This window comes from Streptomyces sp. NPDC037288 (genome assembly GCF_055603265.1).
In genome coordinates this window covers 1-26,137 of sequence record NZ_JBVJVY010000024.1, presented here as the reverse complement: position 1 = coordinate 26,137, position 26,137 = coordinate 1, and the positions used below count along the sequence as shown (strand labels likewise).

24 protein-coding genes and 1 riboswitch are annotated in these 26,137 nt (G+C 70.8%); of the genes, 14 read left to right on the top strand and 10 right to left on the bottom strand.

Features of this window, described 5'->3' with window-relative positions; all coding sequences use genetic code 11:
• Window positions 1-141: 141 nt before the first annotated feature.
• Window positions 142-597 (top strand): hypothetical protein, encoded by a 456-nt coding sequence (locus ACZ7GZ_RS25170; RefSeq protein WP_471027555.1) that lies wholly within the window; start codon window positions 142-144, stop codon window positions 595-597.
• Between the two features lie 78 nt (window positions 598-675).
• Here the strand turns inward: ACZ7GZ_RS25170 and ACZ7GZ_RS25165 are convergent, their stop codons facing one another.
• Both ACZ7GZ_RS25165 and ACZ7GZ_RS25160 read right to left on the bottom strand, forming a co-directional pair.
• Window positions 676-1,671: a hypothetical protein gene (locus tag ACZ7GZ_RS25165; RefSeq protein ID WP_471027554.1), complete on the bottom strand. Its 996-nt coding sequence runs from the start codon at window positions 1,669-1,671 to the stop codon at window positions 676-678.
• Between the two features lie 332 nt (window positions 1,672-2,003).
• Complete coding sequence (locus ACZ7GZ_RS25160) at window positions 2,004-2,579, bottom strand: TerD family protein (protein ID WP_471027553.1); 576 nt, start codon at window positions 2,577-2,579, stop codon at window positions 2,004-2,006.
• A 167-nt stretch (window positions 2,580-2,746) separates the two neighbouring features.
• On the opposite strand from ACZ7GZ_RS25160, the gene arfB reads away from it, so the two are divergent.
• Both arfB and ACZ7GZ_RS25150 read left to right on the top strand, forming a co-directional pair.
• On the top strand, window positions 2,747-3,184 hold the full coding sequence (gene arfB / locus ACZ7GZ_RS25155) for an alternative ribosome rescue aminoacyl-tRNA hydrolase ArfB (RefSeq protein WP_471027551.1): 438 nt from the start codon (window positions 2,747-2,749) through the stop codon (window positions 3,182-3,184).
• Window positions 3,185-3,311: 127 nt separating this feature from the next.
• Entirely contained in the window at window positions 3,312-4,169 is an 858-nt protein-coding gene (locus ACZ7GZ_RS25150; protein WP_471027550.1) for a sigma-70 family RNA polymerase sigma factor, read from the top strand.
• A 408-nt stretch (window positions 4,170-4,577) separates the two neighbouring features.
• On the opposite strand, the gene ACZ7GZ_RS25145 is transcribed toward ACZ7GZ_RS25150, so the two are convergent.
• Complete coding sequence (locus ACZ7GZ_RS25145) at window positions 4,578-5,069, bottom strand: flavin reductase family protein (RefSeq protein WP_471027697.1); 492 nt, start codon at window positions 5,067-5,069, stop codon at window positions 4,578-4,580.
• Between the two features lie 418 nt (window positions 5,070-5,487).
• On the opposite strand from ACZ7GZ_RS25145, the gene cdgB reads away from it, so the two are divergent.
• Window positions 5,488-7,146: a diguanylate cyclase CdgB gene (cdgB, locus tag ACZ7GZ_RS25140; protein WP_471027548.1), complete on the top strand. Its 1,659-nt coding sequence runs from the start codon at window positions 5,488-5,490 to the stop codon at window positions 7,144-7,146.
• A 118-nt stretch (window positions 7,147-7,264) separates the two neighbouring features.
• Entirely contained in the window at window positions 7,265-8,188 is a 924-nt protein-coding gene (locus ACZ7GZ_RS25135; protein WP_471027547.1) for a CBM35 domain-containing protein, read from the top strand.
• A gap of 79 nt (window positions 8,189-8,267) precedes the next feature.
• Here the strand turns inward: ACZ7GZ_RS25135 and ACZ7GZ_RS25130 are convergent, their stop codons facing one another.
• The 3 genes from ACZ7GZ_RS25130 to ACZ7GZ_RS25120 all read right to left on the bottom strand — a co-directional run bounded on the left by ACZ7GZ_RS25130 (window position 8,268) and on the right by ACZ7GZ_RS25120 (window position 11,451).
• The gene (locus tag ACZ7GZ_RS25130) at window positions 8,268-9,197 is read right to left on the bottom strand and encodes a 1-phosphofructokinase family hexose kinase (RefSeq protein WP_471027546.1); all 930 of its coding nucleotides are present in this window, start codon (window positions 9,195-9,197) and stop codon (window positions 8,268-8,270) included.
• Between the two features lie 134 nt (window positions 9,198-9,331).
• Window positions 9,332-10,474, bottom strand: coding sequence for an N-acetylglucosamine-6-phosphate deacetylase (gene nagA, locus ACZ7GZ_RS25125; protein ID WP_471027545.1), 1,143 nt, complete (start codon window positions 10,472-10,474; stop codon window positions 9,332-9,334).
• Window positions 10,474-11,451 carry an ROK family protein gene (locus ACZ7GZ_RS25120; RefSeq protein ID WP_471027695.1) on the bottom strand — a complete coding sequence of 326 codons (978 nt, stop codon included), beginning with the start codon at window positions 11,449-11,451 and terminating at the stop codon, window positions 10,474-10,476. Before ACZ7GZ_RS25120 ends, nagA begins: the two co-directional genes overlap by 1 nt.
• Window positions 11,452-11,515: 64 nt before the next feature.
• Here ACZ7GZ_RS25120 and ACZ7GZ_RS25115 point away from each other — a divergent pair, with 64 nt between their 5' ends.
• The 3 genes from ACZ7GZ_RS25115 (at window position 11,516) to otsB (ending at window position 14,005) form a co-directional block, all read left to right on the top strand.
• Window positions 11,516-12,847: an extracellular solute-binding protein gene (locus ACZ7GZ_RS25115; RefSeq protein ID WP_471027544.1), complete on the top strand. Its 1,332-nt coding sequence runs from the start codon at window positions 11,516-11,518 to the stop codon at window positions 12,845-12,847.
• Window positions 12,848-12,882: 35 nt separating this feature from the next.
• Window positions 12,883-13,107, top strand: coding sequence for a DUF3263 domain-containing protein (locus ACZ7GZ_RS25110; RefSeq protein WP_471027543.1), 225 nt, complete (start codon window positions 12,883-12,885; stop codon window positions 13,105-13,107).
• A 64-nt stretch (window positions 13,108-13,171) separates the two neighbouring features.
• Window positions 13,172-14,005 carry a trehalose-phosphatase gene (otsB, locus tag ACZ7GZ_RS25105; RefSeq protein WP_471027541.1) on the top strand — a complete coding sequence of 278 codons (834 nt, stop codon included), beginning with the start codon at window positions 13,172-13,174 and terminating at the stop codon, window positions 14,003-14,005.
• On the opposite strand, the gene ACZ7GZ_RS25100 is transcribed toward otsB, so the two are convergent.
• Both ACZ7GZ_RS25100 and ACZ7GZ_RS25095 read right to left on the bottom strand, forming a co-directional pair.
• Window positions 13,993-15,414: an alpha,alpha-trehalose-phosphate synthase (UDP-forming) gene (locus ACZ7GZ_RS25100; RefSeq protein WP_471027539.1), complete on the bottom strand. Its 1,422-nt coding sequence runs from the start codon at window positions 15,412-15,414 to the stop codon at window positions 13,993-13,995. The two genes, otsB and ACZ7GZ_RS25100, sit on opposite strands and share 13 nt — an antisense overlap.
• A gap of 89 nt (window positions 15,415-15,503) precedes the next feature.
• Window positions 15,504-16,448, bottom strand: a complete 945-nt coding sequence (locus ACZ7GZ_RS25095) for a glucosyl-3-phosphoglycerate synthase (RefSeq protein WP_471027538.1) — start codon at window positions 16,446-16,448, stop codon at window positions 15,504-15,506.
• A gap of 159 nt (window positions 16,449-16,607) precedes the next feature.
• Window positions 16,608-16,755, top strand: a riboswitch (SAM riboswitch).
• Between the two features lie 17 nt (window positions 16,756-16,772).
• On the opposite strand from ACZ7GZ_RS25095, the gene thrC reads away from it, so the two are divergent.
• The 4 genes from thrC to groL all read left to right on the top strand — a co-directional run bounded on the left by thrC (window position 16,773) and on the right by groL (window position 20,912).
• The gene (gene thrC / locus ACZ7GZ_RS25090; RefSeq protein ID WP_471027536.1) at window positions 16,773-18,056 is read left to right on the top strand and encodes a threonine synthase; all 1,284 of its coding nucleotides are present in this window, start codon (window positions 16,773-16,775) and stop codon (window positions 18,054-18,056) included.
• Window positions 18,053-18,328, top strand: coding sequence for a MoaD/ThiS family protein (locus ACZ7GZ_RS25085; RefSeq protein WP_076087077.1), 276 nt, complete (start codon window positions 18,053-18,055; stop codon window positions 18,326-18,328). Before thrC ends, ACZ7GZ_RS25085 begins: the two co-directional genes overlap by 4 nt.
• 430 nt (window positions 18,329-18,758) lie before the next feature.
• On the top strand, window positions 18,759-18,965 hold the full coding sequence (locus tag ACZ7GZ_RS25080; protein ID WP_019057200.1) for a cold-shock protein: 207 nt from the start codon (window positions 18,759-18,761) through the stop codon (window positions 18,963-18,965).
• Between the two features lie 324 nt (window positions 18,966-19,289).
• The gene (groL, locus tag ACZ7GZ_RS25075) at window positions 19,290-20,912 is read left to right on the top strand and encodes a chaperonin GroEL (RefSeq protein WP_471027535.1); all 1,623 of its coding nucleotides are present in this window, start codon (window positions 19,290-19,292) and stop codon (window positions 20,910-20,912) included.
• 24 nt (window positions 20,913-20,936) lie between these two features.
• On the opposite strand, the gene ACZ7GZ_RS25070 is transcribed toward groL, so the two are convergent.
• Window positions 20,937-22,283 (bottom strand): MFS transporter, encoded by a 1,347-nt coding sequence (locus ACZ7GZ_RS25070; protein ID WP_471027534.1) that lies wholly within the window; start codon window positions 22,281-22,283, stop codon window positions 20,937-20,939.
• A 381-nt stretch (window positions 22,284-22,664) separates the two neighbouring features.
• Here ACZ7GZ_RS25070 and ACZ7GZ_RS25065 point away from each other — a divergent pair, with 381 nt between their 5' ends.
• Both ACZ7GZ_RS25065 and ACZ7GZ_RS25060 read left to right on the top strand, forming a co-directional pair.
• The gene (locus ACZ7GZ_RS25065) at window positions 22,665-23,789 is read left to right on the top strand and encodes an NADH:flavin oxidoreductase (RefSeq protein ID WP_471027532.1); all 1,125 of its coding nucleotides are present in this window, start codon (window positions 22,665-22,667) and stop codon (window positions 23,787-23,789) included.
• A 70-nt stretch (window positions 23,790-23,859) separates the two neighbouring features.
• Window positions 23,860-25,422, top strand: coding sequence for a carboxylesterase/lipase family protein (locus tag ACZ7GZ_RS25060; protein WP_471027530.1), 1,563 nt, complete (start codon window positions 23,860-23,862; stop codon window positions 25,420-25,422).
• 6 nt (window positions 25,423-25,428) lie between these two features.
• On the opposite strand, the gene ACZ7GZ_RS25055 is transcribed toward ACZ7GZ_RS25060, so the two are convergent.
• On the bottom strand, window positions 25,429-25,998 hold the full coding sequence (locus ACZ7GZ_RS25055; protein ID WP_471027529.1) for a hypothetical protein: 570 nt from the start codon (window positions 25,996-25,998) through the stop codon (window positions 25,429-25,431).
• Between the last annotated feature and the right edge of the window lie 139 nt (window positions 25,999-26,137).

The following is a 26,137-nucleotide window of genomic DNA, read 5'->3' as shown; positions in this document are numbered from 1 at the left end:
ACATGACATCAACGGGTGTTATTGTCGGCCAGCTTGATCATCTTGCTTCCAATCACGGATCGACGAGGGGCTTCGGCATGCCCGAAAACCCGGCATGCCCGCCTCTCGGTACAAACGGAGGGGATCTTTGTGAAGAGGAAAATGGCCAAGGCGCTCATGGTCGCCGCGGCAGTGCCCGCCCTGCTCGTCGCCACGTCCGGCGCCGCGTCCGCGGACGGCTGGGTGACGTGGAAGAACGTGAAGTCCGGCTATTACCTCACCGCCAATTCCGGCGGCACGGTCAAGGGCGACTGGGCCATGCCCGGCGTGAATGAGAACGACTACCAGTGGTACGACCAGTCCAACGGTGACGGCAGCTACACCGAGTACAACGGCTGGGGCATGTGCCTCGTCGGCTACTACCGGCAGGTGTACACCGAGAACTGCAGCACGAGCCGTGACCAGTCGAACTGGTGGCAGCGGTGGTACGAGGTCTCGACGAACTCGGGCTGGAAGCTGAAGAACCGCCAGACCGGCTGGATCCTGGACGACGAGGGTCACGGCGGCATCTACGCCAACTCCACCGACTACAACAACTCCAACCAGCGCTGGAAGTAGTCGAAGTAATCGGACAGGAAGGGCCTGACGAGTCATTCGGCGGGCCCTGTCCTGGTGTTCTGAAAAGACAACGGCCTGTCAGGCGTCGGCCTTTACTATCTTCTCGGCCGCTTCCACCTTCCGCTTCTGAATTCGCCGCGCGTCCTGCAACGGCTTGCTCCGCTGCTCGATGATCTCCCGCTCATAGGCGGCGGAAACCAGAGCGGCGGTCTGCACGTACTGTGCCTTCCGCTTGCATTCGACGTCCGTGACGGCGGCCGCGATCTCGGCGGGGGAGGGCGGGGGCAGGGTCGCCCCCTTGGGGACGGGCAGACCCTTGCCGAGCAGGCTCCGGTCGTGCGCGGGGGCGAGCGGGTTGGCGTAGTCGTAGCCGGACTTCTTCATGCAGGCACTCCACTTGGAGACCGTGGCCACGACCCGGCTGTCCTGGAAGGTGGCGCTCAGCGTCTGCGACCTCAACTGCTGGACGACCATGAACAACGTCTCCGGGTGCTTGCCGCCGAGTTTCCTGCGCGCTTTTCCCTCGCATCCCAGCTTGCCGCTCTTCGGGTCGTCGAAATAGGCACGCTTCACCGCCGGAGCGATCTCGTCACCGGCCGATCGGTCGCTTGGGTCGCTTGGGTCGCTCTCGGGCTTCGGTTCCGGGGACGGCTCCCGGTAGCCGTAGACCTTGACGGCCTTCATGTCCATCACGCCGTAGAGCACATACGGGGCCGGGGGCTCGGGCCCGTCGTCCGGCGTGAGCGCCTTGGGGAGGGTCAGCCCCTCGTCCCGCATGCACTGCCGGGCGAGCACGTTCTCGGCGCGGACGATCGTCCGCTCGTCCTTCACCGAGACATACGCGTCCAGCGGCAGAGTCATCGAGCCGTCAGGCCGGACGGTCGCACCGCCACCCTTGAAGTCGACCGGCTTGGAGGGGTCACCGGCCGCCGCCGGGACGAGCGGCGGAATCGACGGTTCCGTCCCCGAAAAGCCCGGCGGGGCGGGCCGCTTCGCCGCATCGGCGTTGTCCTGGCCCGAGGAGCTGTCGCATCCTCCGACGGCGACGACGGCCATCAGTACTGCACCGGCCACCCACAGCGGCCTGGATTCACGTATCGCTCTCATCATCCCGAAATCGATCCGAAGTGATCGGTCAAGGCCGGGGGTGACGGGTGCCGGGCTCACGGCACGGTCATCACGGTGACCGAGCCGGTCACCGGTGTCCGTCCGCGAGGACGCCATATCCAGTTCGGTCCGCACGCCCGGCGAAAGCGCCGGATCGCCCCCCGAGCGGACCCATGAGCGCCGATTCTGTCAGACATCGCCTCTCCACGAGACGTCCGGATGATCAAGACCCCGCACGCGTCGGAGCCCCCGGCCGGACGGCCGGGGGCTCAAAGACTTCACTGCCGGGGCAGGCTTGCTCAGACGTTCACACCGAAGTCCTGGGCGATGCCGACCAGGCCCGACGCGTAACCCTGGCCCACCGCGCGGAACTTCCACTCCGCGCCGTTGCGGTACAGCTCGCCGAAGATCATGGCCGTCTCGGTGGCGGCGTCCTCGGAGAGGTCGTAGCGGGCGATCTCGGCGCCGCCGGCCTGGTTGACGATGCGGATGTAGGCGTTGCGGACCTGGCCGAAGTTCTGGCCGCGGTTCTCGGCGTCGTAGATGGAGACCGGGAAGACGACCTTGTCGATGTCGGCCGGGAGCGCGGCGAGGTTGATGTTGATCGCCTCGTCGTCGCCCGCGCCCTCACCCGTGCGGTTGTCGCCGGTGTGGACGATGGTGTTGTCCGGGGTCTGCTTGTTGTTGAAGAAGACGAAGTGCGCGTCCGAGTAGACCTTCCCCTGGCCGTTCACCGCGATGGCCGAGGCGTCCAGGTCGAAGTCCGTGCCGGTGGTGGTGCGGACGTCCCAGCCGAGGCCCACGGTGACGGCGGTCAGGCCCGGAGCCTCCTTGGTGAGCGAGACGTTGCCACCCTTGGACAGGCTTACAGCCATGTTGGGAGTCCCTTCCCTTGGTATCTGCGTATCTGTGCCGATGAACTTGCCGATGAAGCTACCGTCACCCGGGAGAACGTCGAGAGGGGTCCCGTTGGTTCCGGATCCCTTTACCTTTTTTACCAAGTCGGAAATCCAGGTGACGTGGACCGGGCGCGACCGGGAACATGGAACGCATGTCTGGTCCCTACGTCATTCGTGGCTCCGTCTCGCTCCCCGAGGCCGAGCTGATGTGGCGTTTCTCCAGGTCCTCCGGGCCCGGCGGACAGCACGTCAACACCAGTGACTCGCAGGTCGAGCTGCGCTTCGACCTCGCGGGCACCGATGCCCTCCCTCCGGTGTGGAAGGAGCGGGCGCTGCAGCGGCTCGCGGGCCGGCTGGTCGACGGAGTGGTGTCCGTACGGGCCTCCGAGCACCGCTCCCAGTGGCGCAACCGCGAGGCCGCCGCCGTACGCCTCGCCTCCCTCCTCGCGGAGGCCAGCGCGCCCCCGCCCAAGCCGCGCCGGCCGACCCGGATCCCGCGCGGCATCAACGAACGCCGGCTGCGGGAGAAGAAGCAGCGCTCGCAGACCAAGCAGGGCCGCTCGGGCCGCGACTGGGCGTGAGGTCCGAAGGCGGGTGAGGTCCGAAGGCGGGTGAGGTCCGCATACGGGTGGGCCCGTCACATCCGCGGCCCGGCGTTCGTCAGTGAGGCGGAGGACCACCGACGGTGACGGAGAGGCCGGACACACGATGAGCGACAACGGGCTGCACGGCGACGACGATCTCCTCGCGGAGCGGTTCGAGGCGTACCGGGGGCATCTGCGGGCCGTCGCCTACCGGATGCTGGGCTCGGCCGCGGAGGCCGAGGACGCGGTGCAGGAGGCGTGGTTCCGGCTCAGCCGGTCCGACACCGGTGAGGTGAGCAACCTCGGGGGCTGGCTGACGACCGTCGTCGGCCGGGTCTGCCTCGACATGCTCCGCTCCCGCCGCTCCCGGGGCGAGGAGCCCCTGGACGCCTGGCATCCGGGAGCCTCCGCCGAGCCGGACCCGGCCCAGGACGCCGTGCTCGCGGACTCGGTCGGGGTGGCACTGCTCGTCGTCCTCGACACGCTCTCGCCTGCCGAGCGGCTCGCGTTCGTGCTGCACGATTTGTTCGGGGTGCCGTTCGAGGAGGTCGGCGGCATCCTCGGGCGCAGTCCGGCCGCCGCGCGGCAGCTGGCCAGCCGGGCGCGGCGCCGGGTGCGGGGCGCGGAGGCGCCGGAGGCCGACCTGGTCCGGCAACGGGGGGTGGTCGACGCGTTTCTGGCGGCCGCGCGGGACGGTGACTTCGACGGGTTGCTGGCGGTGCTCGACCCGGACGTGCTGGCCCGCGGCGATGCCGGTACGACCGTCGGGGCGGCCGGGGTCGCCTCCGGCGCGAGGAGCTTCGCCCATCTGGCCCGCGTTGCGCGTCCCGCGCTGGTCGACGGGGTCACGGGGTTGGTCGTGTACGCCGACGGCCGCCTGGAGCGCGCCCTGACGTTCACTTTCGTCGCCGACCGGATCGCGTCCATCGACATCGTGACGAACCCGGACCGGTTGACGGAGCTGGGCGTCGAGCAGGTCTAGGGGCGGGATGCCGCTGCGCCCACCCGTGCCGCCGCTGGCGGCGCGGCTGCCCGCAGGTTGCGTGGAGCACCCCCGTCGGCCTCCCCCGTCGGCCGGAAGCCCGCGCCCAGGTGGAAGCCCTCCGTGTCGCCCGGCCGCGGATCAGGCCGGCCTCGGAGCCGGCGGCGGATCGGCCGTAGCCCCGCCCCTGGGCGTCGGCGGCGATGTGGAGGCGCCACCGCCCCGAGCGGCGCACGCTGCCGTCGCCGTACCAGTCGATGCCGAGGAGGCCCGGACCGCGTGTTCCTGGTCGGGGCCGGTCCTGATGCCATCGCGGCGTCGGAGTTCGCGGGTGTGACTTCTTCCGGACGAGGTGTCATCCGGGCACCGTGGACACGCGGTTCACTCCCGGGCCACGCAATGCGGGGCTCAGCCCACGTGCCGGTACCGGCCGCGGAAGTACAGCAATGGGCCCCCCTCCGCGCTCGGTACGCGCGCGGTGAGGACGCGGCCGATGACGAGGGTGTGGTCGCCGGCCGTCACCCGCTGCTCGGTGCGGCACTCCAGCGTGGCCAGCGCGCCGCCCACCAGCGGCGCGCCGGTGGCCTCGCCGCGGGCGTAGGCGATGTCCTCGAAGAGCAGACGGTCGCTGATGCGGCCCTTCATGGCGAAGCGGCCCGCGATGTGCCGCTGGCTCTCGGCGAGCACCGACACCGCCCACAGGGGCTGCTCGTCGAGCAGGTCGTCCATGCGGGAGCCCTCGCGCAGGCTGACCAGGACCAGCGGCGGGTCGAGGGAGACGGACAGGAAGGCGGTGGCGGTCATGCCGACGTCCTCCATGGCGGGCGCGCCCGGGTCGTCCGGGTCCAGCGGCGGCTCCTGCGCGGTCACCAGGACGACCCCGGCGGCCAGTCGGGACATCGCGGCCCGGAACTCGTCGTTGCTCACCCCCTCAGCATGCCCGGAAGCTGCGGTGGCGGTGGGTGAGGGAGTCTTCAGCACGCCGGAAACGCTAGTCTCCGCCCTGCACAGGCCACATCGGGCCACGGCCCGAGACGGGTCCTAGGACCAACGCCCGACCAGTGTGTGCATCCTGTGAACGGACCCATAAAGTTTGCGTTCAGTAAACGCATGGGGAAACCGCTGAAACTCCACTCAATTGTTCACGTTCTCCTGTGACTTGAGTCACAAGAGGCAGGAATTGTTGACCCTGTGTACCGAGTGGGCAGCGCGCTGTGATTCAGTGGCGGGGAAACTGGAACAGCACCGTAAGCGGCACCCTGAAGAAGCGCCGACGACAACCCTTGATTCGCTGCGAGGTCTCGGGGGGAGGGCGAGCATGGAGACCGAGTCGGAGCCGTATGTCCGTCTTGCGTCCCTGCGACAGCTGCACCAGGTCATGGCCGACATGAACACGGCACGCAGCCTGGCGGACACACTGCAGACCGTCTCCGACGGCGCCATACACGCCCTCGGGTACGAGATGGCGTGCGTGAACCTCGTACGCCCCGACGGCGATCTCGTCGTCGCCGCGTTCTCCGGCAACTCCGCCGCCGAGGCCCTGATCACCGGCCGGGTGGGCTCCCGCGAGTCCTGGGACCGGCGGCTGGACATGGGTGAGCGCTGGGGCGACCTGATCTTCATACCGCACACCGAGGGCTGGGTCCTCGACGACGACGACGTCCCCCAGTGGTACACCGACGGCCCGGCCCCCCGCTTCGAGGACGAGTGGCACCCCTCCGACCGCCTCTTCGCCCCCATGTACACACCGGGCGTGCAGGGCGGTTCCCGCGGCGAACTGCTCGGGGTGATCTCCGTCGACCGGCCGCGCAACGGCCGCCGCCCCGGCGCCTGGGGCCGCGAGGCCCTGCAGATGTACGCCTTCCAGGCCGCCATCGCGATCAGCAACGCGCGTCTACGCGCGAACATGCAGCGCGCCCTGGTCCGCCTGGAGCGTGAGCAGCAGGCCCTGCGCGCCAGCGAGGAATCCTTCCGGCAGGCCTTCGAGTACGCCCCCTCCGGCATGGCCATCGCCGAGATGGGCGGCGACCAGCACGGCCGCATCCTGCGCACCAACGACGCCCTGTGCCGCCTCCTGGGCCGCCCCGCCTCCGCCATGCGCCGTTACTCCTTCTCCGACCTCGTCCACCCCGAGGACATCGGTACGCTGCTGCGCACCTCGGCGGAGGGCGGTCGCGCGGAACTGCGCCTGGGCCGCCGCGACGGCACGTACGTCTGGGTGTCCCTGCGCAACTCCGTCGTCGCCGACGCCGCCGACGGCCCCCGCTTCCTCCTGACCCACGTCGAGGACATAGAGGAGCGCAAACGCCGCGAACTGCAGCTCGCCCACCGCGCCTCCCACGACTCCCTGACCGGCCTGCCGAACTCCGCCGAGCTGCGCTCGCGCCTGTCGGCCCGGCTGTGCCGGCGCCCCACCCACGCCGGCGACCTGGAGTCCCTGGACGCGGCGTACGGCCACCCGGCCTTCGACGCGCCCGCGGCGGTCCACGGCTTCGACTACCGGCCCGGCGCGGAGTCGTACGACGCCTTCGACCACCACGTCCACACGGTCGCCCCCGAGGACGACCGCGACGACGGCGCCAAGGGCCTCGCGGTCCTCTTCTGCGACCTCGACGGCTTCAAGTCGATCAACGACCGCTTCGGCCACAACGCGGGCGACACGGTCCTGATCGAGGTGGCAAGGCGGTTGTCCCGGGGCGTCCGCGACGGCGACACGGTGGCCCGCCTCGGCGGCGACGAGTTCGTGATCCTCGCCGACGGCCTCGGCCGGGCCGACGCCCAGGACCTCGCCGTACGGCTGCGCAACGAGATCATCCAGCCGATCCGGGCCGAGGGCCGGGCCGTCCGGGTGGGCGCGAGCTTCGGCATCGGCTGGGCGCACTGCGGCATGACGGCGGACGAAGTGTTGAAGTCAGCCGACGAGCGTATGTACGTAGAGAAACGATCTCGTCCCAAACAAAACCGACGCGCCGGATGATCCGCAGGTCAGGGACCTGATGCGATTCGAGTCACCCGTTTGGCTCAGTCAGAGCGGGTAGGCTCGCTGTTCCACACTCCGTATCGCATCCGCCCGCACCCGCTGAGGAGACCAAGGGATGACGCCCGGCGAAAACGGCCCGAGCACGCCCGAGGACGACGACCCGTTCGGCTATCTGTACGCCGACGGCCAGGCCAGAGGAGCCCAGCCGCCGTCCGGCGGTTACGGCTACCCGAACTCGGTCAGCAGGGTGCGTACGGTCGGTGAGCGCCAGTACGCCCAGCAGCCGCAGTACGGCCAGCCGACCGTGCCGCAGCAGGGCGCCTACGGCCAGCCGAACGCCCACTACCAGGCCCCGGAGACGCTGCCCGGCGGCACCCCGCCGCCCGGCCGCCCGCAGAACCAGCCCGCCCCCGGCCGCCGCGGCCCCAACACCAAGGGCCTGCTGATCGGCGCCATCGCGGTGGTCGCCGCGGTCGTCGTCGGCATCGGCGCCGCGATGCTCAACGGCAACGACGACAAGAAGAACGCCAACCAGGCCAACACCACCCCGACCCAGTCCCAGAACCACTCGCCCAGCCCGTCGAGCAGCAGCTCTACGACGCCGGGAGAGCTGCCGAAGACGGATGCCAAGGCTCTGCAGCTGGGCGGCAGCGCCGCGCTGGCCTCGGACATCAAGGGCGCCCCGTCCGAGGGTGGCGTCTACGTCGGCGGCTTCAACCAGGTCGGCTCCTCGGTCACCTGGAACATCGACGGCATCCCCGAGAGCGGCAAGTACAGCCTGTACGTCGGCTATTCCGTCCCGGGCAAGGACGCCACAGCGACTCTCACAGTCAACGGCACGACGTCCAAGGCCAAGTTGAAGAACTGGGCGCGCGCCCCCGAGGGCAACTACGAGAGGGGCTGGACCCGCAGCTACAACTGGATCCAGCTCAACAAAGGCACGAACAGCATCAAGGTCTCCTGTGAGCAGGGCGACCAGTGTGACGCCAACATCGACCAGCTGTGGCTGGTGAACGGCTGGGTGAATTCCGGCGGCTGAGCCTCAAGGGGGATTCCAGCGGGGATTCCCACATCGGCCGCCAGAGGTGTCGCTCAATACCTCAACGGGCTCCCCGGAATCACGCCTCGCCGACCACCCCGGTCCCCGCCACCCGCCCCCGCAGTTCCTCGTACACCGCGGGGTCGAACTCGCCGGCGGCCCGTGCCCGTACCGTCGCCGCCGACAGGGCGACCGCGCGGGTCAGGCGTTCTGGCCAGGGAAGCTTCTCCACCAAGCCGGACAGCAGGCCCGCCACCGCCGAGTCGCCCGCGCCCGTCGGGTTGCCGTGGACGCGGGCCGGTGGGGTGGCGCGCCAGCGGCCCTCTGGAGTGACGGCCAGCAGGCCCTGGGCGCCGAGGGAGGCCACCACCGCCTGCGCCCCACGCCGCCGCGCATCCTGGGTGGCGCGCAACGGTTCGTGGGAGCCGGTGAGTTCGGCCAGTTCGTCGGCGTTGGGTTTGATGAGGTCGGGGCGGGCCGCCACCCCCCGGCGCAGGGGTTCGCCGCTGGTGTCCAGTAGGACGGGGACGCCGTGGGTGCGGGCGGTGCGGACCAGGTTCGCGTAGGCGCCGACCGGGACGCCGGGGGGCAGGCTGCCGCACAGGGCCACTGCCGAGGCGCCGGAGAGCAGTTCCTCGTACCGGTCCAGGAACGCGCCCCACTCGGTCGGCGCGATGAGCGGGCCCGGCTCGTTCAACTGGGTCGTGTCACCCGAGCGTTCGTCCACGATCGCGATCGTGCGCCGGGTCGCGCCGGCGATGGGGACCAGCGCGTCCGTCAGGTCCGGAGTGTCGGCCAGCCGGTCGCGTATCGCCCGGCCGGTCCCGCCGCCCGCGAACCCCGTGACCGTCACCTCGTGGCCGAGCGCGGCCAGTACGCGGGCCACGTTCACGCCCTTGCCGCCCGGTCGCTCGATGACGTCCGAGACCCGGTGCGAGGCGTGCGGCCGTAGCGACCGCACGCGATAGGTGATGTCGAGAGCGGTGTTCAGCGTGACCGTGAGGATCACCCGGTCGACCTCCCTCGAAGTCCCTTGCGCCTGCCATCGCGCCCGTCATCGGTTTCCGGGGCCCGATCATGCCAAAGAGACGGCGGCCGGCCCAGTCACGTGTCAGCCGCCGTCGAGGGAAAAAGGCGGGCAGATCAGGCCGGTTGGGGCGGGACCACCCACTCGCCCCGCCGCATCACGCCCTTGAGGTCGAAGTCCGCGTCCAGCAGGACCAGGTCGGCGTCCTTGCCGGGCTCCAGGGAGCCGATGCGGTCGAAGAGGCCGAGGAGGCGGGCCGGGTTGACGGACAGGGCCGTCACCGCGTCCTCGACCGACAGCTTGTCGACGGTCACCGCCCGCTTGAACGCCCGGTCCAGGGTCAGCGTGGAGCCCGCGATCGAACCGCCCTCCACCAGCCGCGCCACCCCCTCGCTGACCTCGACCTCCAGCGGGCCGAGCATGTAACGCCCGTCGCCGGTGCCGGCCGCGTCCATCGCGTCCGTGATGAAGGCGACGCGGGAGGCGCCCGCGCGGTGGAAGGCCAGTTCCAGGGCGGCGGGGTGGAGGTGCACGCCGTCGTTGATCAGCTCGACCGTGACCCGCTCGTCCTCCAGCAGGGCGGCGATCGGGCCGGGCGCGCGGTGGCCCAGCGGGGGCATCGCGTTGAACAGGTGGGTGGCGACCGTGGCGCCCGCGTCGATGGCCTCGACCGTCTGCTCGTACGTCGCGTCCGTGTGCCCGATCGCCGCGATCACGCCGTGCTCGGCGAGCAGCCGTACCGAGTCGATGCCGCCCGGCAGCTCGGCGGCGAGGGTGACCATCGTCGCCCTGCCGCGCGCCGCGTCGATCAGCTTGCGCACCTCGGCCGGCTCCGGGTCGCGCAACAGCTCCTCGGAGTGCGCGCCCTTGCGGCACGGCGAGATGAACGGCCCCTCGAAGTGGATGCCGGCGATCTCCCCCTGCTCGGCCAGTTCGCTCAGCAGCCCGGCCTGCCGCACCAGCAGGTCCATCTCGTCGGTGACGGTCGAGGCGACGAGGGTGGTGGTGCCGTGCGCGCGGTGCGTGGCGATGGCCTTCATGATCTGGTCCGGGGTGCCGGAGAAGGAGGCGCCGCCGCCGCCGTGGTTGTGGATGTCGACGAAGCCGGGGATCACCCAGTGGCCGGTCACGTCGATGACCTCGGCGTTCTCGGGAACGGCAGCCGTGATGCCCGTACCCTCGACGCTGACGCGCCCGTCGTCCACCACTCCGCCGGGCAGCACCACCCGGGCACCTGCGAGAACCAAGCTGGGAGCCATCAGGCGGTTACCTCCGGGGGGTCGGTGGGGTCGGTGGGGTCGGTGGGGTCGGTGGGGTCGGTGGTGTCGAGCAGGTCCTGCGCCAGCAGGCCCGCGCCCAGGCAACCGGCCGTGTCGCCGAGGGCGGCCGGCACGATCGTCGGCAGTTTCTGGAAGGTGACCCGCCGCCGGACGGCGTCCCGCAGGGGTTGGAACAACACTTCCCCCGCCTCGGCGAGACCACCACCGATGATCAGGGTGCGCGGGTCCAGCAGGGTGAGCGCGGTGACCAGGCCGTCGGCGAGCGCGTCGACCGCCTCCCGCCAGACCCGGACGGCGTTCGGGTCACCGGACGCGACGGCCTTGGCGCAGTCGGCGGCGTCCGCGTCCGGGTCCCCGCAGGCCGCCGCCCAGGCCTCGCTGACGGCGGACGCGGAGGCGTACCGCTCCAGGCAGCCGTGCTGCCCGCAGGGGCAGGGGGTGCCGGACGGTCGTACGACGACGTGGCCGATCTCGCCGGCGAAACCGTGCGCGCCCGCCTCCACCCGGCCGTCGATGCCGATGGCGCCCGCGATCCCGGTCCCGAGCGGCACGAACAGGAACCGGTCGGCGCCCTTGCCGGCGCCGATCCGGCCCTCGGCGAGGCCGCCGGCGCGCACGTCGTGGCCGAGGGCGACGGGGACGCCGAGCCGCTGTCCGAGGAGCGCGCGCAGGGGTACGTCCCGCCAGCCGAGGTTGGCCGCGTACGCGGCGATGCCCCGCTCCTCGTCGACGATGCCGGGGACCGCGATGCCGGCTGCGGCGGCGGCCTCGCCGTAGCGCTCTACGCCGTACGCGCGCAGCTCGGCGGCGAAGTCGAGGATCGTCGCGACCACCGCGTCCGGTCCGCGTTCGCGTCCGGTGGCGCGTCGGGCGCGGTGGAGCAGCTCGCCGCCGTCGCCGACGAGGGCGGCCTTCATCCCGGTACCGCCCACGTCCAGGGCGATGACATGTCTCACCACGGCCCCTAGTGTGAACCTCCTACCCGCAAGAGGTCTAGTCCACTTACGTGGTGTAGACCTTATGCGTCCATATATTGAACGGTCAGACAGCAGGGTTGGGGCTTTGACGGTGGGTCGGCGTACGGCAGGAACGATCGCGGTGGTGTCCGCACTGGGCATGACGGCGGTTCTCGGCGGCTGCGGGAGCACGGGCTCCTCCGACGTCACCTTGAGACTGGTCGCCGCCGACTACGGGGACTCCGCCGCCAACAGTTCCAAGAAGTACTGGGACTCCCTGGCCAAGGAGTACGAGTCCAAGCATCCCGGCGTGAAGATCGACGTCAGCGTGTACTCCTGGAACGACGTCGACGCCAAGGTCAAGGACATGGTCGCCGCGGGCCATGCCCCCGACCTGGCCCAGATCGGCGCCTACGCCGACTACGCGGCCGCCGGCAAGCTCTACCCGGCCTCCGAGCTGCTCTCCATCCGCACCCAGGCGGACTTCCTCTCCCAGCTCTCCGACGCCGGCCAGTGGGACCACACGCAGTACGGCATCCCCTTCGCCGCCTCCACGCGCGTGCTCTTCTACAACAAGACCCTGTTCACCAGGGCCGGCATCACCCCGCCCACCACCTGGGACGAGCTGGCCGCCGACGCCAGGGCGCTCAGGGCCAAGGGCGTGAAGTACCCCGTCGCGCTGCCGCTGGGCCCCGAGGAGGCCCAGGCCGAGACGATGCAGTGGCTGCTCAGCGGGGGCAACGGCGGCACCGGCTACACCGACGACATCGGCACCTACACCATCGACTCGGCGCCGAACGTCAACACCTTCACCTGGCTCAAGGACAACCTGGTCGGCAAGGGCCTGACCGGCCCGGTCGCGCCCGGCAAGCTCAACCGCGCGGACGCCTTCGCCGCCTTCGCCGACGGCCAGGTCGGCATGCTCAACGGGCACCCCACGCTGATCCAGCAGGCGGAGAAGAAGGGCGTGAAGTTCGGCATGGTGCCGATGCCGGGCCGCACCGGCAAGGCCAGGGCCTCCATGGGCGTGGCGGACTGGATGATGGGTTTCAAGCAGAACGGGCATGCCGAGCAGATAGGCGACTTCCTCAACTTCGTCTACAGCGAGAAGAACGTCCTCGCGTTCTCCCGCGAGTACGGCCTGCTCCCGGTCACCGGCTCGGCCTCCAACGCCATGAGCGACTCGGAATCCCCGGCCGACCAGGCCCTGCACCCCTTCCTCGACCAGCTGCCCACCTCCGAGCTGTACCCGGTCGGCAAGACCTCCTGGGCGGCGGTCAGCGCGGCCGTGAAGCAGAACATCGGCCAGGCCGTCACCCCCGGCGGCAGCCCCTCGGCCGTCCTGTCCCGGCTCCAGGCGACGGCGACCGCGGCCGACAGCGGCGACGCGGGCTGAGCCGGTTGTCCGTGCCCGGCGCTACGGTGGCGGGCATGGAACTAGGCCACCGCGAACAAGCCATCCTCGCGCTGGAGCGCCGCGGCTTCGCCGGCCCCGGCGCGAAGGAACGGGCGATACGCGAGGAACTGGGCCTGTCCCCGGTCCGCTACTACCAGCTGCTGAACGCGTTGCTGGACGACGAGAGAGCGCTGGCGGCGGACCCGGTGACGGTGAACCGCCTGCGCCGGGTGAGGGAATCCCGGCGAGCGGAGCGCTGAAGCCGACCGGGCCGGACAGGGCGCTCCAGGAGTGAGGCGGACCCGCGCTGGATACCTTCGCTGTATGGACCCTCTGCCGACCCCGCGGACCCAGCCCGGCCGCGACGGCCTCGCCGCATTCCTGGCGAAACCCGCCGCAGCAATCGTCGGCCTCGACTTCGACGGCACGCTCGCTCCCATCGTCGCCGACCCCGAACAGGCCCGCGCCCACCCCGAGGCCGTACCGGCCCTCGCCGCACTCGCCCCGAAGGTGGCCTCCATCGCCGTGATCACCGGCCGCCCGGCCGGGGTCGCGGTCCGGTACGGCGGCTTCGCCGGCGTCCCGGGCCTGGAGCACCTGACCGTCCTCGGCCACTACGGCGCCGAACGCTGGGACGCGGTCACCGGCACCGTCACCGCCCCGGCCCCGCACCCCGGTGTCGCCGCGGCCCGCGCCGAACTGCCGGGCGTGCTGGACCGCAACGGAGCCTGGCGCGGCACGTGGATCGAGGAGAAGGGCCGGGCGGTCGCGGTGCACACCCGCCGCGCCGACGATCCGCAGGCCGCGTTCGAGGCCCTGCGCGGCCCCCTCACCGACCTCGCCACCCGCCACGGCCTGATCGTCGAACCCGGCCGGATGGTCCTGGAACTGCGCCCGCCGGGCATGGACAAGGGCGTGGCGCTCGGCGACTACGTCCGCAAGACCGGCGCCGAGTCGGTGCTCTACGCCGGTGACGACCTCGGTGACCTGCCCGCCTTCGCCGCCGTCGACGAACTCCGCTCCGAGGGCGTCCCCGGCCTCCTGGTCTGCAGCGGCAGCACGGAGGTCACGGAACTGGCGGAACGGGCCGACCTGGTCGTGGACGGCCCGGCCGGCGTCGTCCACCTGCTGCGGACGCTGGCGGCTCAGCTGGACTGAAGCTCCCGCAGCTGCTGAAGGAACCACTGGGCGGGCGGCAGCGCGGTGGCCGCGGCGGCCAGCCGCTTCGATCGCTCCGCCCGCTCCCCATCCGGCAGGGACAGCGCCTCGTGCAGGACCCGCGCGGTCTGCAGCACGTCGTAGGGGTTCACCACGAGCGCGTCGGCGCGCAGTTCCTCGTACGCCCCGGCCTCCCGGGACAGCACCAGCGCACAGCCCCGGTCGGAGACGACCGGGATCTCCTTGGCGACCAGGTTCATCCCGTCCCGGATGGGGTTGACCAGGGCCACGTCGGCGAGCCGGTAGGCGGCCAGGGAGCGGGCGAAGTCGTCCTTGACGTGCAGCACGACCGGGGTCCAGCCCGGTGTGCCGTAGGTGGAGTTGATCTCCTCGGCCAGCCGCCGCACCGCGGCGGTGTAGTCGCGGTACACGGCGAGGTCCTGTCGCGACGGGTAAGCGAACGCCAGGTGCACCACCCGCTCACGCCACTCGGGGTGGTCCTCCAGCAGCTGCCGGTACGCCTGCAGTCCCCGCACGATGTTCTTCGACAGCTCGGTGCGGTCGACCCGGACGACGACCCTGCGGCCCTCGCCGATCTCCTCCCGCAGCGCCGCCATCCGCTCCTGGACGTCCGGCTCGTGCGAGCGCTTGCGCAGGAAGTCCCCGTCCGCCCCCAGCCCGTGCACCCCGATCCGCGTGTCCGCGGGGATCCCGGACTCCAGGGCCGCCTGCGCGCAGTCCCGGAACGCGTCCGCCCACCGCCGGGTCAGGAACGCCACCCGGTCCGCCCCGAGCATGCCCCTGAGCAACTGCTCACGGATGTCGTCCGGCAGCAGCGCGAAGTACTCCGGCGGCGCCCACGGCGTGTGCGAGAAGTGACCGATCCGCAGGTCGGGGCGGAGTTCCCGGAGCATCCCGGGGACCAGGCACAGGTGGTAGTCCTGCACCAGCACGGCCGCCCCCTCGGCCGCCTCCTGGGCCAGCGCCTCGGCGAACGCCCGGTTGTAGGCCTCGTACGACGCCCACTGCCGCCGGAACCCCGTGTCGAAGACCGGCTCCAGCGGGGTCTGGTACAGCATGTGGTGGACGAACCAGAGCACCGAGTTGGCGATGCCGTTGTAGGCGTCCGCGTGCACGGCCGCGTCGATGTCGAGCATCCGCACCCGCTGCCCGCCGGTGTCCCCGGCCGGCAGCAGCCCGCCGTCCGCACGCCGTACGGCCTCCCGGTCGCCGTCGCCGAGCGCGGCGCACACCCATACCGAGTCCGCGTCCGCGCCGATGGCCGACAGCCCCGAGACCAGCCCGCCGCCGCCCCGCCTGGCGTGCAGCGAGCCGCTCTCGTCCACCGTGTACGAAACCGGGCCGCGGTTCGACGCGACCAGCACCTCAGCACCCTGCGTGGAAGCCATGGTCCTCAACCTAGCCCGGCCCGGAAACGCTCAAACGTACGGCTACGCGCCGTGATGGGGCCGTATACGAACACAGGCCACATCCGGCCTCAGGCCACCTTGCGTTCGGCGTACTCCGCGATCTCCACCATCGGCGGCCGTTCCTCCGTGTCCACCGAGTAGGTGCGCGGCTCGAAGCCGTCCTCGCCCCGCTCGAACTGGGTCAGCGACGGCCGGATCAGATGCCCCCGGGCCAGCCGGAGCTGGGCCGTCCGGTAGATCGCCGCCGCCATCCGGCCCAGCGCCTGCCCGTCCTGGTGCCGGTGTCTGCGGACCCCGACGTCGACCTGGGCCAGCGCGTCCAGACCCGCCAGGTGCAGCGCGTCCACCAGCATGCCCAGCTCCACGCCGTAGCCGACGGGGAACGGCAGCTGCTCCAGCAGTGAACGGCGGGCCGCGTATTCCCCGCCGAGCGGCTGCACGAAACCGGCCAGCTGCGGCCAGTGCATGTTCAGCAGTGGGCGGGCCATCAGCTCGGTGACCCGGCCGCCCTGCCCGGCGGCGCCGCCGAGCGGACGGTCGTACATGCCCTTGACCAGGTCCACGTCCGGCTCGGTGAGCAGCGGGCCGACGATTCCGGAGACGAAGTCGGAGGAGAACTCCTTCAGGTCGGCGTCGATGAAGCAGACGATGTCCCCGCCGGTCACCAGCAGGGAGCGCCACAGCACTTCACCCTTTCCGGGGACGGCGGGGATGCGGGGCAGGATCTCGTCGCGGTGAACGACCCGGGCGCCCGCGGCGGCGGCGACCTCGGAGGTGCGGTCGGTGGAGCCGGAGTCGACGACGACGATCTCGTCGACGAGCGGTACCTGCTCCACGAGGTCGTGACGGATGACCGCGACGATGTCGCCGACCGTCTCCTCCTCGTTGAGCGCGGGCAGCACGACGCTGATCGTCTGGCCCGTGCGCTGTTTGGCGGACAGGATCCGGTGGAGAGGGCGATCGGTCACGGACCAGGAGCGGGTGGACAGCCAGCGCTCGACTTCTTCCAGCACGGTCTGCGACTCCTCACTGTTCGTGACCACACGGGTGAGCCGTGTGATCCATCTCGCGGTTCGGACGACTATCTCAACTGTCCTGGCCGTCGGTTACAGTCTTGAACAACGCCGATGACCATCGCATGTCGGGGGTCATGGGCGTCCACAACCGCATACAGCTCATCCAGAGGGGCAGAGGGACACGGCCCGATGAAGCCCCGGCAACCCTCCAGTCGGTTCTTGTCACGTTGACGTGGCGAGGCTCCCGGCTAGGGAAGGTGCCAAATCCGTCTCACGGCGAGATGCGTCGTGAGGAAGATGAGGAGAAAGGGCCTCGCCTCCATGGCTGTGCAGACAGTTGCAAGCACCAGCAGTTCCACCGTCGACCTCGGTCCCGCCGCTGCCCTGAGCTGTCGGGAGTGCGGTCACCGCGTGCCGCTCGGCCCGGTGTTCGCCTGCGAGGAGTGTTTCGGCCCGCTGGAGATCGCCTACGACTTCGCCGGCTACGACACCGAAGAGCTGCGCCGCCGTATCGAGGCCGGTCCCGCGAACATCTGGCGTTACGCGCCGCTGCTGCCCGTCCCGGCCGACGTGGCCGACAAGCCGAACCTGAACCCGGGCTGGACCCAGCTCGTCCGGGCCGACAACCTCGCCGCCGAACTCGGCGTCACCGGCGGCCTGTTCGTGAAGGACGACTCCGGCAACCCGACGCACTCCTTCAAGGACCGTGTCGTCGCCCAGGCCCTGGAGGCCGCCCGCGCCTTCGGCTTCACGACGCTGAGCTGCTCCTCCACCGGCAACCTCGCCGGTGCCGTCGGCGCCGCCGCCGCCCGGGCCGGCTTCCGCTCCTGCGTGTTCATCCCGCACGACCTGGAGCAGGGCAAGGTCGTCATGGCCGCGGTCTACGGCGGCGAGCTCGTCGGCATCGAGGGCAACTACGACGACGTGAACCGCTTCTGCTCCGAGCTGATCGGCGACCCGGCCGGCGAGGGCTGGGGCTTCGTCAACGTCAACCTGCGGCCGTACTACGCGGAGGGCTCCAAGACCCTCGCGTACGAGGTCTGTGAGCAGCTCGGCTGGCGGCTGCCCGACCAGATCGTGATCCCGATCGCCTCCGGTTCCCAGCTCACGAAGATCGACAAGGGTCTGCAGGAGCTGATCAAGCTGGGTCTGGTGGAGGACAAGCCGTACAGGATCTTCGGCGCGCAGGCCGAGGGCTGCTCGCCGGTGTCGACCGCCTTCAAGGCCGGCCACGACGTCGTTCGGCCCCAGAAGCCGAACACCATCGCCAAGTCCCTCGCCATCGGCAATCCGGCCGACGGCCCCTACGTCCTGGACATCGCCCGGCGCACCGGCGGTGCCGTGGAGGACGTCACGGACGAGGAAGTCGTCGACGCGATCAAGCTGCTGGCCCGCACCGAGGGCATCTTCGCGGAGACGGCGGGCGGTGTGACCGTCGGCGTCACCCGCAAGCTGCTCAAGGACGGCGTCCTGGATCCGACGAAGACCACGGTCGTCCTCAACACGGGTGACGGCCTGAAGACCCTCGACGCGGTGGCCGGGACCGGCCTCACCGCCACCATCCGCCCGACCCTGGACTCCTTCCGAGAGGCTGGCCTCGCATGAGCGTGACCGTTCGCATCCCCACCATCCTGCGCACCTACACCGGCGGCCAGGCCGAGGTCGCCGCCGAGGGCGCGACCCTCGCCGAGGTCATCGAGGACCTGGAGAAGAACCACACGGGGATCGCCGCCCGTGTCCTGGACGACCAGGGCAAGCTGCGCCGGTTCGTGAACGTCTACGTCAACGACGACGACGTCCGCTTCGAGCAGGGCCTCGAGACCGCCACCCCGGACGGCGCCGGTGTGTCCATCATTCCGGCGGTCGCCGGCGGCTGATCGTTACCTTGGGTAACCCCAGTTACTCATTGTTCATGGAATTGCCTCCTCCGTGAGAGAAGCGGAGGGGGCAATTCTGCGTGATTGAGCGCGGTACAGTTGGGGAACCTGGGCACGGCGTCAGGGCGTAAGCCCTGGATTTCATGCCGCACACCCCGCAAGATGCAGCCAAAGTGCGGGGCTTTTATGCGGCTTTTGTAACCTTTGCGGGGCCCGACTTGCCCCGAAGTCAGGTGAATTCTCACCACATTCCGGACCGTTCGCGTCCAGAATTCTCGTCCGATTGACCTGTTGCAGACGGCAGTTGGACAGATACATTCAGCCGCGGTCGACGCGTTCCGGCGCACGCCCCCGACCAATGGGGGGTGAGGTCTGACCCGGGTCCGCGAAGTGTGGATCTGTGCAAGGGCCAGTAATAGGGGAGTTAGGCATGGCTCAGGGCACCGTCAAGTGGTTCAACGCGGAGAAGGGGTACGGCTTCATCGCGGTCGACGGTGGTGCGGATGTTTTCGTCCACTACAGCGCGATCCAGATGGACGGTTACCGCACCCTGGAAGAGGGACAGCGGGTCGACTTCGAGATCTCGCAGGGCCAGAAGGGCCCGCAGGCGGACATGGTCCGGCTGGCGACCAGCTGAAGCACGCGTCGACTGACAGCGACGTTCTACGTTCGTCTTCGAAGGGCCCGTACCTCCTGGGGTACGGGCCCTTCGTCATGCCCGGCGCCCTTGTTCGCGCGGGGCTGAGCGCCCCCCGCGGCATGCCCGGGGCGCTTGCACTCGGAGGTGCCGAGTGCTAATCATTGGCGTTAGCACTCTGAAGGTGAGAGTGACAAAGAAGGACCGGGTCGGTGAGGCCCGCAGGCCAAGTGGGGCAAGGAACCACGGGGCCGGCGAGCCGTCCGTCGCGGGCGCGGGCGCGGTCCGAAGGAATCACCCCCAGTCCTGGAGGGACCACTTCACATGGCCAAGATCATCGCGTTCGACGAGGAGGCGCGGCGCGGCCTCGAGCGCGGCATGAACCAGCTCGCGGACGCCGTCAAGGTGACGCTCGGCCCCAAGGGCCGCAACGTCGTCCTCGAGAAGAAGTGGGGCGCCCCCACGATCACCAACGATGGTGTCTCCATCGCCAAGGAGATCGAGCTCGAGGACCCGTACGAGAAGATCGGCGCCGAGCTGGTCAAGGAAGTCGCCAAGAAGACGGACGACGTCGCCGGTGACGGTACGACCACCGCGACCGTGCTCGCCCAGGCCCTGGTCAAGGAGGGTCTGCGCAACGTCGCCGCCGGTGCCAACCCGATGGCCCTGAAGCGCGGCATCGAGAAGGCCGTCGAGGCCGTCTCCGGCGCCCTGCTGGAGCAGGCGAAGGACGTCGAGACCAAGGAGCAGATCGCCTCCACCGCGTCCATCTCCGCCGCCGACACCCAGATCGGCGAGCTGATCGCCGAGGCCATGGACAAGGTCGGCAAGGAAGGCGTCATCACCGTCGAGGAGAGCAACACCTTCGGCCTGGAGCTCGAGCTCACCGAGGGTATGCGCTTCGACAAGGGCTACATCTCCGCCTACTTCGCGACCGACATGGAGCGCATGGAGGCGTCGCTCGAGGACCCGTACATCCTCATCGCCAACTCCAAGATCGGCTCCGTCAAGGACCTGCTCCCGCTCCTGGAGAAGGTCATGCAGTCGGGCAAGCCGCTGCTGATCATCGCCGAGGACGTCGAGGGCGAGGCCCTGTCGACCCTGGTCGTCAACAAGATCCGCGGCACCTTCAAGTCCGTCGCCGTCAAGGCCCCGGGCTTCGGCGACCGCCGCAAGGCCATGCTCGGCGACATCGCCATCCTCACGGGCGGCGAGGTCATCTCCGAGGAGGTCGGCCTCAAGCTGGAGAACGCGACCCTGGACCTCCTGGGCCGCGCCCGCAAGGTCGTCATCACCAAGGACGAGACCACCATCGTCGACGGTGCCGGCTCCTCCGAGCAGGTCAACGGCCGCGTGAACCAGATCCGCGCCGAGATCGAGAACAGCGACTCGGACTACGACCGCGAGAAGCTGCAGGAGCGCCTGGCGAAGCTCGCCGGCGGTGTCGCGGTCATCAAGGCCGGTGCCGCCACCGAGGTGGAGCTCAAGGAGCGCAAGCACCGCATCGAGGACGCCGTCCGCAACGCCAAGGCGGCCGTCGAGGAGGGCATCGTCGCCGGTGGTGGCGTGGCCCTGCTGCAGGCCTCCCAGGTCTTCGAGAAGCTGGAGCTCGAGGGTGACGAGGCGACCGGCGCCAACGCCGTGCGCATCGCGCTCGAGGCCCCGCTGAAGCAGATCGCCGTCAACGCCGGCCTCGAGGGCGGTGTCGTGGTGGAGAAGGTGCGCAACCTGACCCCGGGCCACGGCCTGAACGCCGCGACCGGCGAGTACGTCGACCTGGTCGCCGAGGGCATCATCGACCCGGCGAAGGTGACCCGTTCCGCGCTGCAGAACGCCGCCTCCATCGCCGCGCTGTTCCTCACCACCGAGGCCGTCATCGCCGACAAGCCGGAGAAGGCCGCCGCGCCGGCCGGCGGCGGCATGCCGGGCGGTGACATGGACTTCTGATCGACCCCTGGTTGATCACGTCCTTTACCGAGGGCGGCACTCCCTGTCAGTGGCAGGGGGTGCCGCCCTCGGGCGTGTCCGGGAGCCGGTGGCGGGCGCGGTGAGGGCCGTCAGGCGCCGCAGGCTGGCCTGACGCTGCACCACACTCAGCCCGGTGACGGCGGCACCGAGCGCCAGCCAGCCCGCGGGACCGGCCGTCATCACCGCACCGGTCAGCAGCAGGGGCCCCACCGACTTCTGCACCGACTGCGCCATCCCGGCCACGCCCAGATAGGAAGCACGGGCGCGCGGTGGCGCCAGGACGACCGCCAGCTCCCAGGAACTCACGGAGCGCAGCAGTTCGGCCAGGGTGACCAGCATCGCGGCGGCCAGCATGGCGAGCGAGGCGGACCAGGCCCCGCCACCGGTGGCGGTCGCCAGCACGAGGCAGCCGGCGAGCAGCGTCATGCCGTACCAGCCCACTGCCGCGGCCGCCCGGCGCGCGCCTTCGGCCCGTGCCGAGACCCGCAGTTGCAGGACCACCACGAGCACGGTGTTGACCACCAGGAACGCGGGGACGACCGCGTGCGGCGCGCTGGTGTGGTGCACCAGCCACAGCGGCAGCCCGACGCTGAGAACGGAGTCGTCCAGGTTCATCGGGATGTCGAGGAGGACGAAGAGCAGGTAGCCGGGATCCCGCCAGGGGCTGCGGGCGGGGGTCGGGTCGGGGGCGGGTGTGCTGCCGTCGCCGTGCGCCACGATCAGGCCCTGGCCGGCCGGTTCCCGGGTCCGCCAGACCAGCGCGGCGGCCACGAGGTAGGACAGCGCGTTGGCCAGGATCAGCGCGCGGTAGGCGTTCGGGGTGCCCACGGCGAGGCCGAGCGCGGCGATGCCCGCACCGACGGCGTATCCGGCGTTCGCCACGCTGCGGAACAGCGCCTGGTAGGTGGCTCGCCGCTCACCCGCGACCCGGGTGGCGAAGAGCATCTCCAGTGTCTTGGCCGCTCGCTCCGCCAGACTGGTGAGGGCGACCACGGGCAGCAGGGTGGCGAGGTCGTCGGCGACCAGCAGCAGGACCATCGTGCCCAGGCGCAGCAGGTGACAGCCGATCAGCAGACCCCGCACGGGAAGCCGTTCGGCGGCCCGCCCGGCGAGCGGCGACCCGGCGATCCCCGCGACCGCGCCCACCCCCAGCAGCAGCCCGAGCCGGCGCGCGTCCAGCCCGCTCACGTAGGTGAAGTAGAGGACGCAGGCCGCGGCCCACACACCCGTTCCGGTCCGGTCCACGCACTGCGCGAGCAGCATGGTCCGCGCGTCCCGCCCGCCCGGTGGCCGTCGCAGCTGCGCTATCAGCCCGTCCCCGCCGTCCTTGCCGTTTCCGGCCCGTCGCATGGCCAGCCCCCGTTTCCCACCGTCGCGGTAATCTCGATGTCAAGATACTTGATATCGATAGACGGAGGTGGGCGCGGGAGCGGGTGGGGCCGGACCGTTCGGGCGGTGGCGCGTCCCTGATCGCAGTGGCTTGAGCCTTGGCCTCCGCCACCACCTCGAAGTGCTCCTCGAACTTCGATTTGGCCGCTGCCCCAGCTGCTCCGGGCGCGCGGTGATGACGACGGGTCGAGGTCCTTCGGTCCTGCCATGTGAGTGGTGTCACGTGAAGGGCTTCGGCGGGGCGGAATGTGGGGCAGCGCATAGGCGATTACTTAAGAGCCTGCAACAATGCGTGCTCACATACCGTCCGGTTAACCCCGCCACTCACGAGGAGCCCCTCACGTGACCGTCACGACGCCCGCCTCCCGCGCGGCCCAGATACTGTCCCGCCCGATCGCGCTCAACGGTCTCACCGTTCCGAACCGGATCGTGATGGCGCCGATGACCCGCATGTTCTCCCCGGGCGGCATCCCCGGCGAGGACGTGCGCTCCTACTACTCCCGCCGCGCCGCCGCCGGCGTCGGGCTCATCGTCACCGAGGGGACGTACGTCGGCCACGAGTCGGCCGGGCAGAGCGACCGGGTGCCGCGGTTCCACGGCGAGGAGCAGCTCGCGGGCTGGGCGAAGGTCGCCGAGGACGTGCACGCGGCGGGCGGCACGATCGTGCCGCAGCTGTGGCACATCGGCATGGTCCGCAGCCAGGGCGACGCCCCCTTCCCGGACGCCCCGGCCGTCGGCCCCTCCGGCCTGGTCACCGCGGGTGCCGAGCCCACGGGCAAGGCGATGACCCAGAAGGACCTGGACGACGTGATCGGCGCGTTCGCCCGGGCCGCCGCCGACGCCGAGCGCATCGGATTCGACGGCGTGGAGATCCACGGCGCCCACGGCTACCTCCTCGACCAGTTCCTGTGGGAGGGCACCAACCGGCGCACGGACGCCTACGGCGGTGACCCGGTGGCCCGTGCGAAGTTCTCCGCGGAGATCGTGGCGGCGGTCCGCGAGGCGGTCTCCGCCGACTTCCCGGTCCTCTTCCGCTACTCGCAGTGGAAGCAGCAGGACTACACCGCCCGGCTCGCCGAGACCCCCGAGGAGCTGGAGACCATCCTGACCCCGCTCGCCGCGGCCGGCGTCGACGTCTTCCACGCCTCCACCCGCCGCTACTGGCTGCCCGAGTTCGACGGCTCCGACCTGAACCTGGCGGGCTGGACGAAGAAGCTCACCGGCAAGCAGGTCATCACCGTCGGTTCGGTCGGTCTCGACGGCGACTTCATCAACGCCTTCCAGGGCGAGGGGTCCGAGGTCAAGGGCATCGACAACCTCCTCGACCGCATGGAGGCCGACGAGTTCGACATGGTCGCCGTGGGCCGCGCGCTGCTCCAGGACCCGGAGTGGGCGGCCAAGGTGCTCTCCGACCGCTTCGACGAGCTGGCGCCGTACGACGCGGCCTCGCTGAAGACGCTCAGCTGAATCCCCCTCCCCGGACGGGCACTTGTGACCGCTGCCGTACGTTTCTTCTGATGACCAGTGAGGAGCGAGCATGACGACGAGCGAGTCACAGGCCCGGGAGGCCGGCGCCCCGGACACCGGTGGCCCCGTGGTGCGCACCGCCTCCGGCGCGGTGCGCGGCCTGCGGGAGCAGGGCCTGTCGGTGTTCCGGGGCATCCCCTTCGCCGATCCACCCGTCGGCCCGGCCCGCTTCCAGGCCCCACGCCCGCCCCGCCCGTGGGACGGGACCCGCGAGGCGTACGCGTTCGGCCCCCCGCCCCCGCAGGAGTCCGGCTTCCTGGGCCGTGCGGCCCGGCTGCCCGCGCCCCAGGACGACAACTGGCTCACGGTCAACGTCTGGACCCCCGACCCGGACCCGTCCGCCGCCCGCCCGGTGATGGTGTGGATCTACGGCGGCGCGTTCAAACTGGGCCACGGCGGCCAGCCCGGCTACGACGCGCAGCGCATCGCCCGTGACGGCGACGTCGTGGTCGTCACCTTCAACTACCGCGTCGGCATGGAGGGTTTCGCCCTCTGGGGCGGCGCCCCGGCCAACCGTGGCCTGCTGGACCAGGTGGCGGCCCTGGAATGGGTCCGGGAGAACATCGCCGCGTTCGGCGGTGATCCCGCCGAGGTCACCGTCTTCGGTGAGTCGGCGGGCGCGGGTTCGATCGCCTCACTGCTGGCGATGCCCCGAGCCCAGGGCCTGTTCCGGCGGGCGGTGGCCCAGAGCGTGCCCGGCACGTTCTTCTCCGCCGGCCTGGCCGGTGACATCGCGGCGGCCCTGGCGGCCGAAGCGGGCCGCGAGCCCACGGCGGCCGACCTGGCGGCGGTGGACCCGCAGCGGCTCACCGAAGCGGGCGCGGCGCTGGGCACCAAGATGTCCCGGTTCACCGCCCGATGGGGCCAGGTGGCCCCCACCACCGTCCCGTTCGCCCCCGTCGTCGACGGCGACGTCCTCCCCCGCACCCCCTGGCAGGCCCTCGCCTCCGGCGCGGCCCGCGACATCGACCTCCTCGTCGGCCACAACCGCGACGAGTACCGCCTGTTCCTGGTCATGGCCGGCCTGCACGGCAAGGTCACGGACGAACTGGCGCGAGCGACCCTGCGGCTGTACGCACCGGGCGGTGAGACGGGCGAGAAGGCCTACCGGTCGGCCTTCCCCGACGCCACCGCGGAGCAGCTCTTCGCACGCGTGCAGACCGACTGGCTGTTCGCGCTGCCGAGCCTGCGCCTCGCCGAGGCCCAGCACACGGGCGGCGGCCGTGCCCACGTCTACGAACTGACCTGGCCGGCCCCGGGCGGCGGCGGACTGCTGGGCGCCTGCCACGCCCTGGACATCCCGCTGCTCTTCGGCACGTTCGGCGCGGACCTGGGCGCCCTGCTCTTCCCCGGCGGCAGACCCACACCGGAGGCGGAGCGCCTGTCGGCCTTCATGCGCCGCGCCTGGACGGCGTTCGCACGCACGGGCGACCCGGGCTGGCCGTCCTACGACCCGGACTCCCGCCTGGTGCAGATCCTGGACACGGAACCGGCGACGGGCCCGTACCCGGAGGAGCGCAGCAGGCTGATCTGGGAGGGCTACGACTTCCTGCCCTCGCCCCTGCTCAGCTGACGGCGCCTACAGGTTGCCCATGGGCTCGATGTCGATGTGCACGGGTGTGCCCCACACCCGCAGCACCTCGTAGTCGGTGAACTCGTGCACGAGCCGGTACGCCGTCGCGGGCCGTGATCCGCGCCGCTGGGCGGCGAGATACGCCTCGGCCTCGCGCCGGTCCCTGCGGGGTGTCCCGCACAGCTGCCACTCCTGCCCGTTCCACGCCTCGGGCAGCCAGCGCTGCTGCGGCTGGGGCCGGTCGGCGCGCACGCCGTAGCGGGAGGGCGCGGTCGGTACGGGCTGTGCCGGACCGGGCCGGCCCTGGAACTCCGACCGCCGAGCCGCGCGCCGCCGGGTCTCACAGAGCAGACACAGATCGGGCGCGCTCTCGTCGACGGGCCCTTGCGGATGTTCGGCGCACCGGGTGCTCCGCGCGCTGGAGGCGACGCTCTCGTCGAGGAGGTCGAGCGCCCTGCGCAGATCGGCCTTGATCTCGTGCAACCGGGCGTCCGGCGTGTCGGCGGTCACCGCCTCCCCGTGCTCCCCGAGCAACCGGAGGGCCCGTCCGAGGGCGGCGAGCTGGGCGTGGTTCATGGTCCGACGGTAACGCCCGCCGGGGCCCGGGCCCCCCTGCCCCGGGACCGGCGCCCTGGGGTCCGCGGTGGGGCGGAGGCGGGGACGTGGTTTCCGAACCAACCGGTTAAGTCCTCCCCCACCTTCCCACCCCCCCCCC

Bases quoted from the DNA above. Each gene is read 5' to 3' on its own strand.
- ACZ7GZ_RS25170 (WP_471027555.1), top strand. From the start codon at position 142: ATGGCCAAGGCGCTCATGGTCGCCGCGGCAGTGCCCGCCCTGCTCGTC.
- ACZ7GZ_RS25160 (WP_471027553.1), bottom strand. From the start codon at position 2,579: ATGGCTGTAAGCCTGTCCAAGGGTGGCAACGTCTCGCTCACCAAGGAG.
- arfB (WP_471027551.1), top strand. From the start codon at position 2,747: ATGGAACGCATGTCTGGTCCCTACGTCATTCGTGGCTCCGTCTCGCTC.
- ACZ7GZ_RS25150 (WP_471027550.1), top strand. From the start codon at position 3,312: ATGAGCGACAACGGGCTGCACGGCGACGACGATCTCCTCGCGGAGCGG.
- ACZ7GZ_RS25145 (WP_471027697.1), bottom strand. From the start codon at position 5,069: ATGTCCCGACTGGCCGCCGGGGTCGTCCTGGTGACCGCGCAGGAGCCG.
- cdgB (WP_471027548.1), top strand. From the start codon at position 5,488: ATGGAGACCGAGTCGGAGCCGTATGTCCGTCTTGCGTCCCTGCGACAG.
- ACZ7GZ_RS25135 (WP_471027547.1), top strand. From the start codon at position 7,265: ATGACGCCCGGCGAAAACGGCCCGAGCACGCCCGAGGACGACGACCCG.
- nagA (WP_471027545.1), bottom strand. From the start codon at position 10,474: ATGGCTCCCAGCTTGGTTCTCGCAGGTGCCCGGGTGGTGCTGCCCGGC.
- ACZ7GZ_RS25115 (WP_471027544.1), top strand. From the start codon at position 11,516: ATGCGTCCATATATTGAACGGTCAGACAGCAGGGTTGGGGCTTTGACG.
- ACZ7GZ_RS25110 (WP_471027543.1), top strand. From the start codon at position 12,883: ATGGAACTAGGCCACCGCGAACAAGCCATCCTCGCGCTGGAGCGCCGC.
- otsB (WP_471027541.1), top strand. From the start codon at position 13,172: ATGGACCCTCTGCCGACCCCGCGGACCCAGCCCGGCCGCGACGGCCTC.
- ACZ7GZ_RS25100 (WP_471027539.1), bottom strand. From the start codon at position 15,414: ATGGCTTCCACGCAGGGTGCTGAGGTGCTGGTCGCGTCGAACCGCGGC.
- thrC (WP_471027536.1), top strand. From the start codon at position 16,773: ATGGCTGTGCAGACAGTTGCAAGCACCAGCAGTTCCACCGTCGACCTC.
- ACZ7GZ_RS25085 (WP_076087077.1), top strand. From the start codon at position 18,053: ATGAGCGTGACCGTTCGCATCCCCACCATCCTGCGCACCTACACCGGC.
- ACZ7GZ_RS25080 (WP_019057200.1), top strand. From the start codon at position 18,759: ATGGCTCAGGGCACCGTCAAGTGGTTCAACGCGGAGAAGGGGTACGGC.
- groL (WP_471027535.1), top strand. From the start codon at position 19,290: ATGGCCAAGATCATCGCGTTCGACGAGGAGGCGCGGCGCGGCCTCGAG.
- ACZ7GZ_RS25070 (WP_471027534.1), bottom strand. From the start codon at position 22,283: ATGCGACGGGCCGGAAACGGCAAGGACGGCGGGGACGGGCTGATAGCG.
- ACZ7GZ_RS25060 (WP_471027530.1), top strand. From the start codon at position 23,860: ATGACGACGAGCGAGTCACAGGCCCGGGAGGCCGGCGCCCCGGACACC.
- ACZ7GZ_RS25055 (WP_471027529.1), bottom strand. From the start codon at position 25,998: ATGAACCACGCCCAGCTCGCCGCCCTCGGACGGGCCCTCCGGTTGCTC.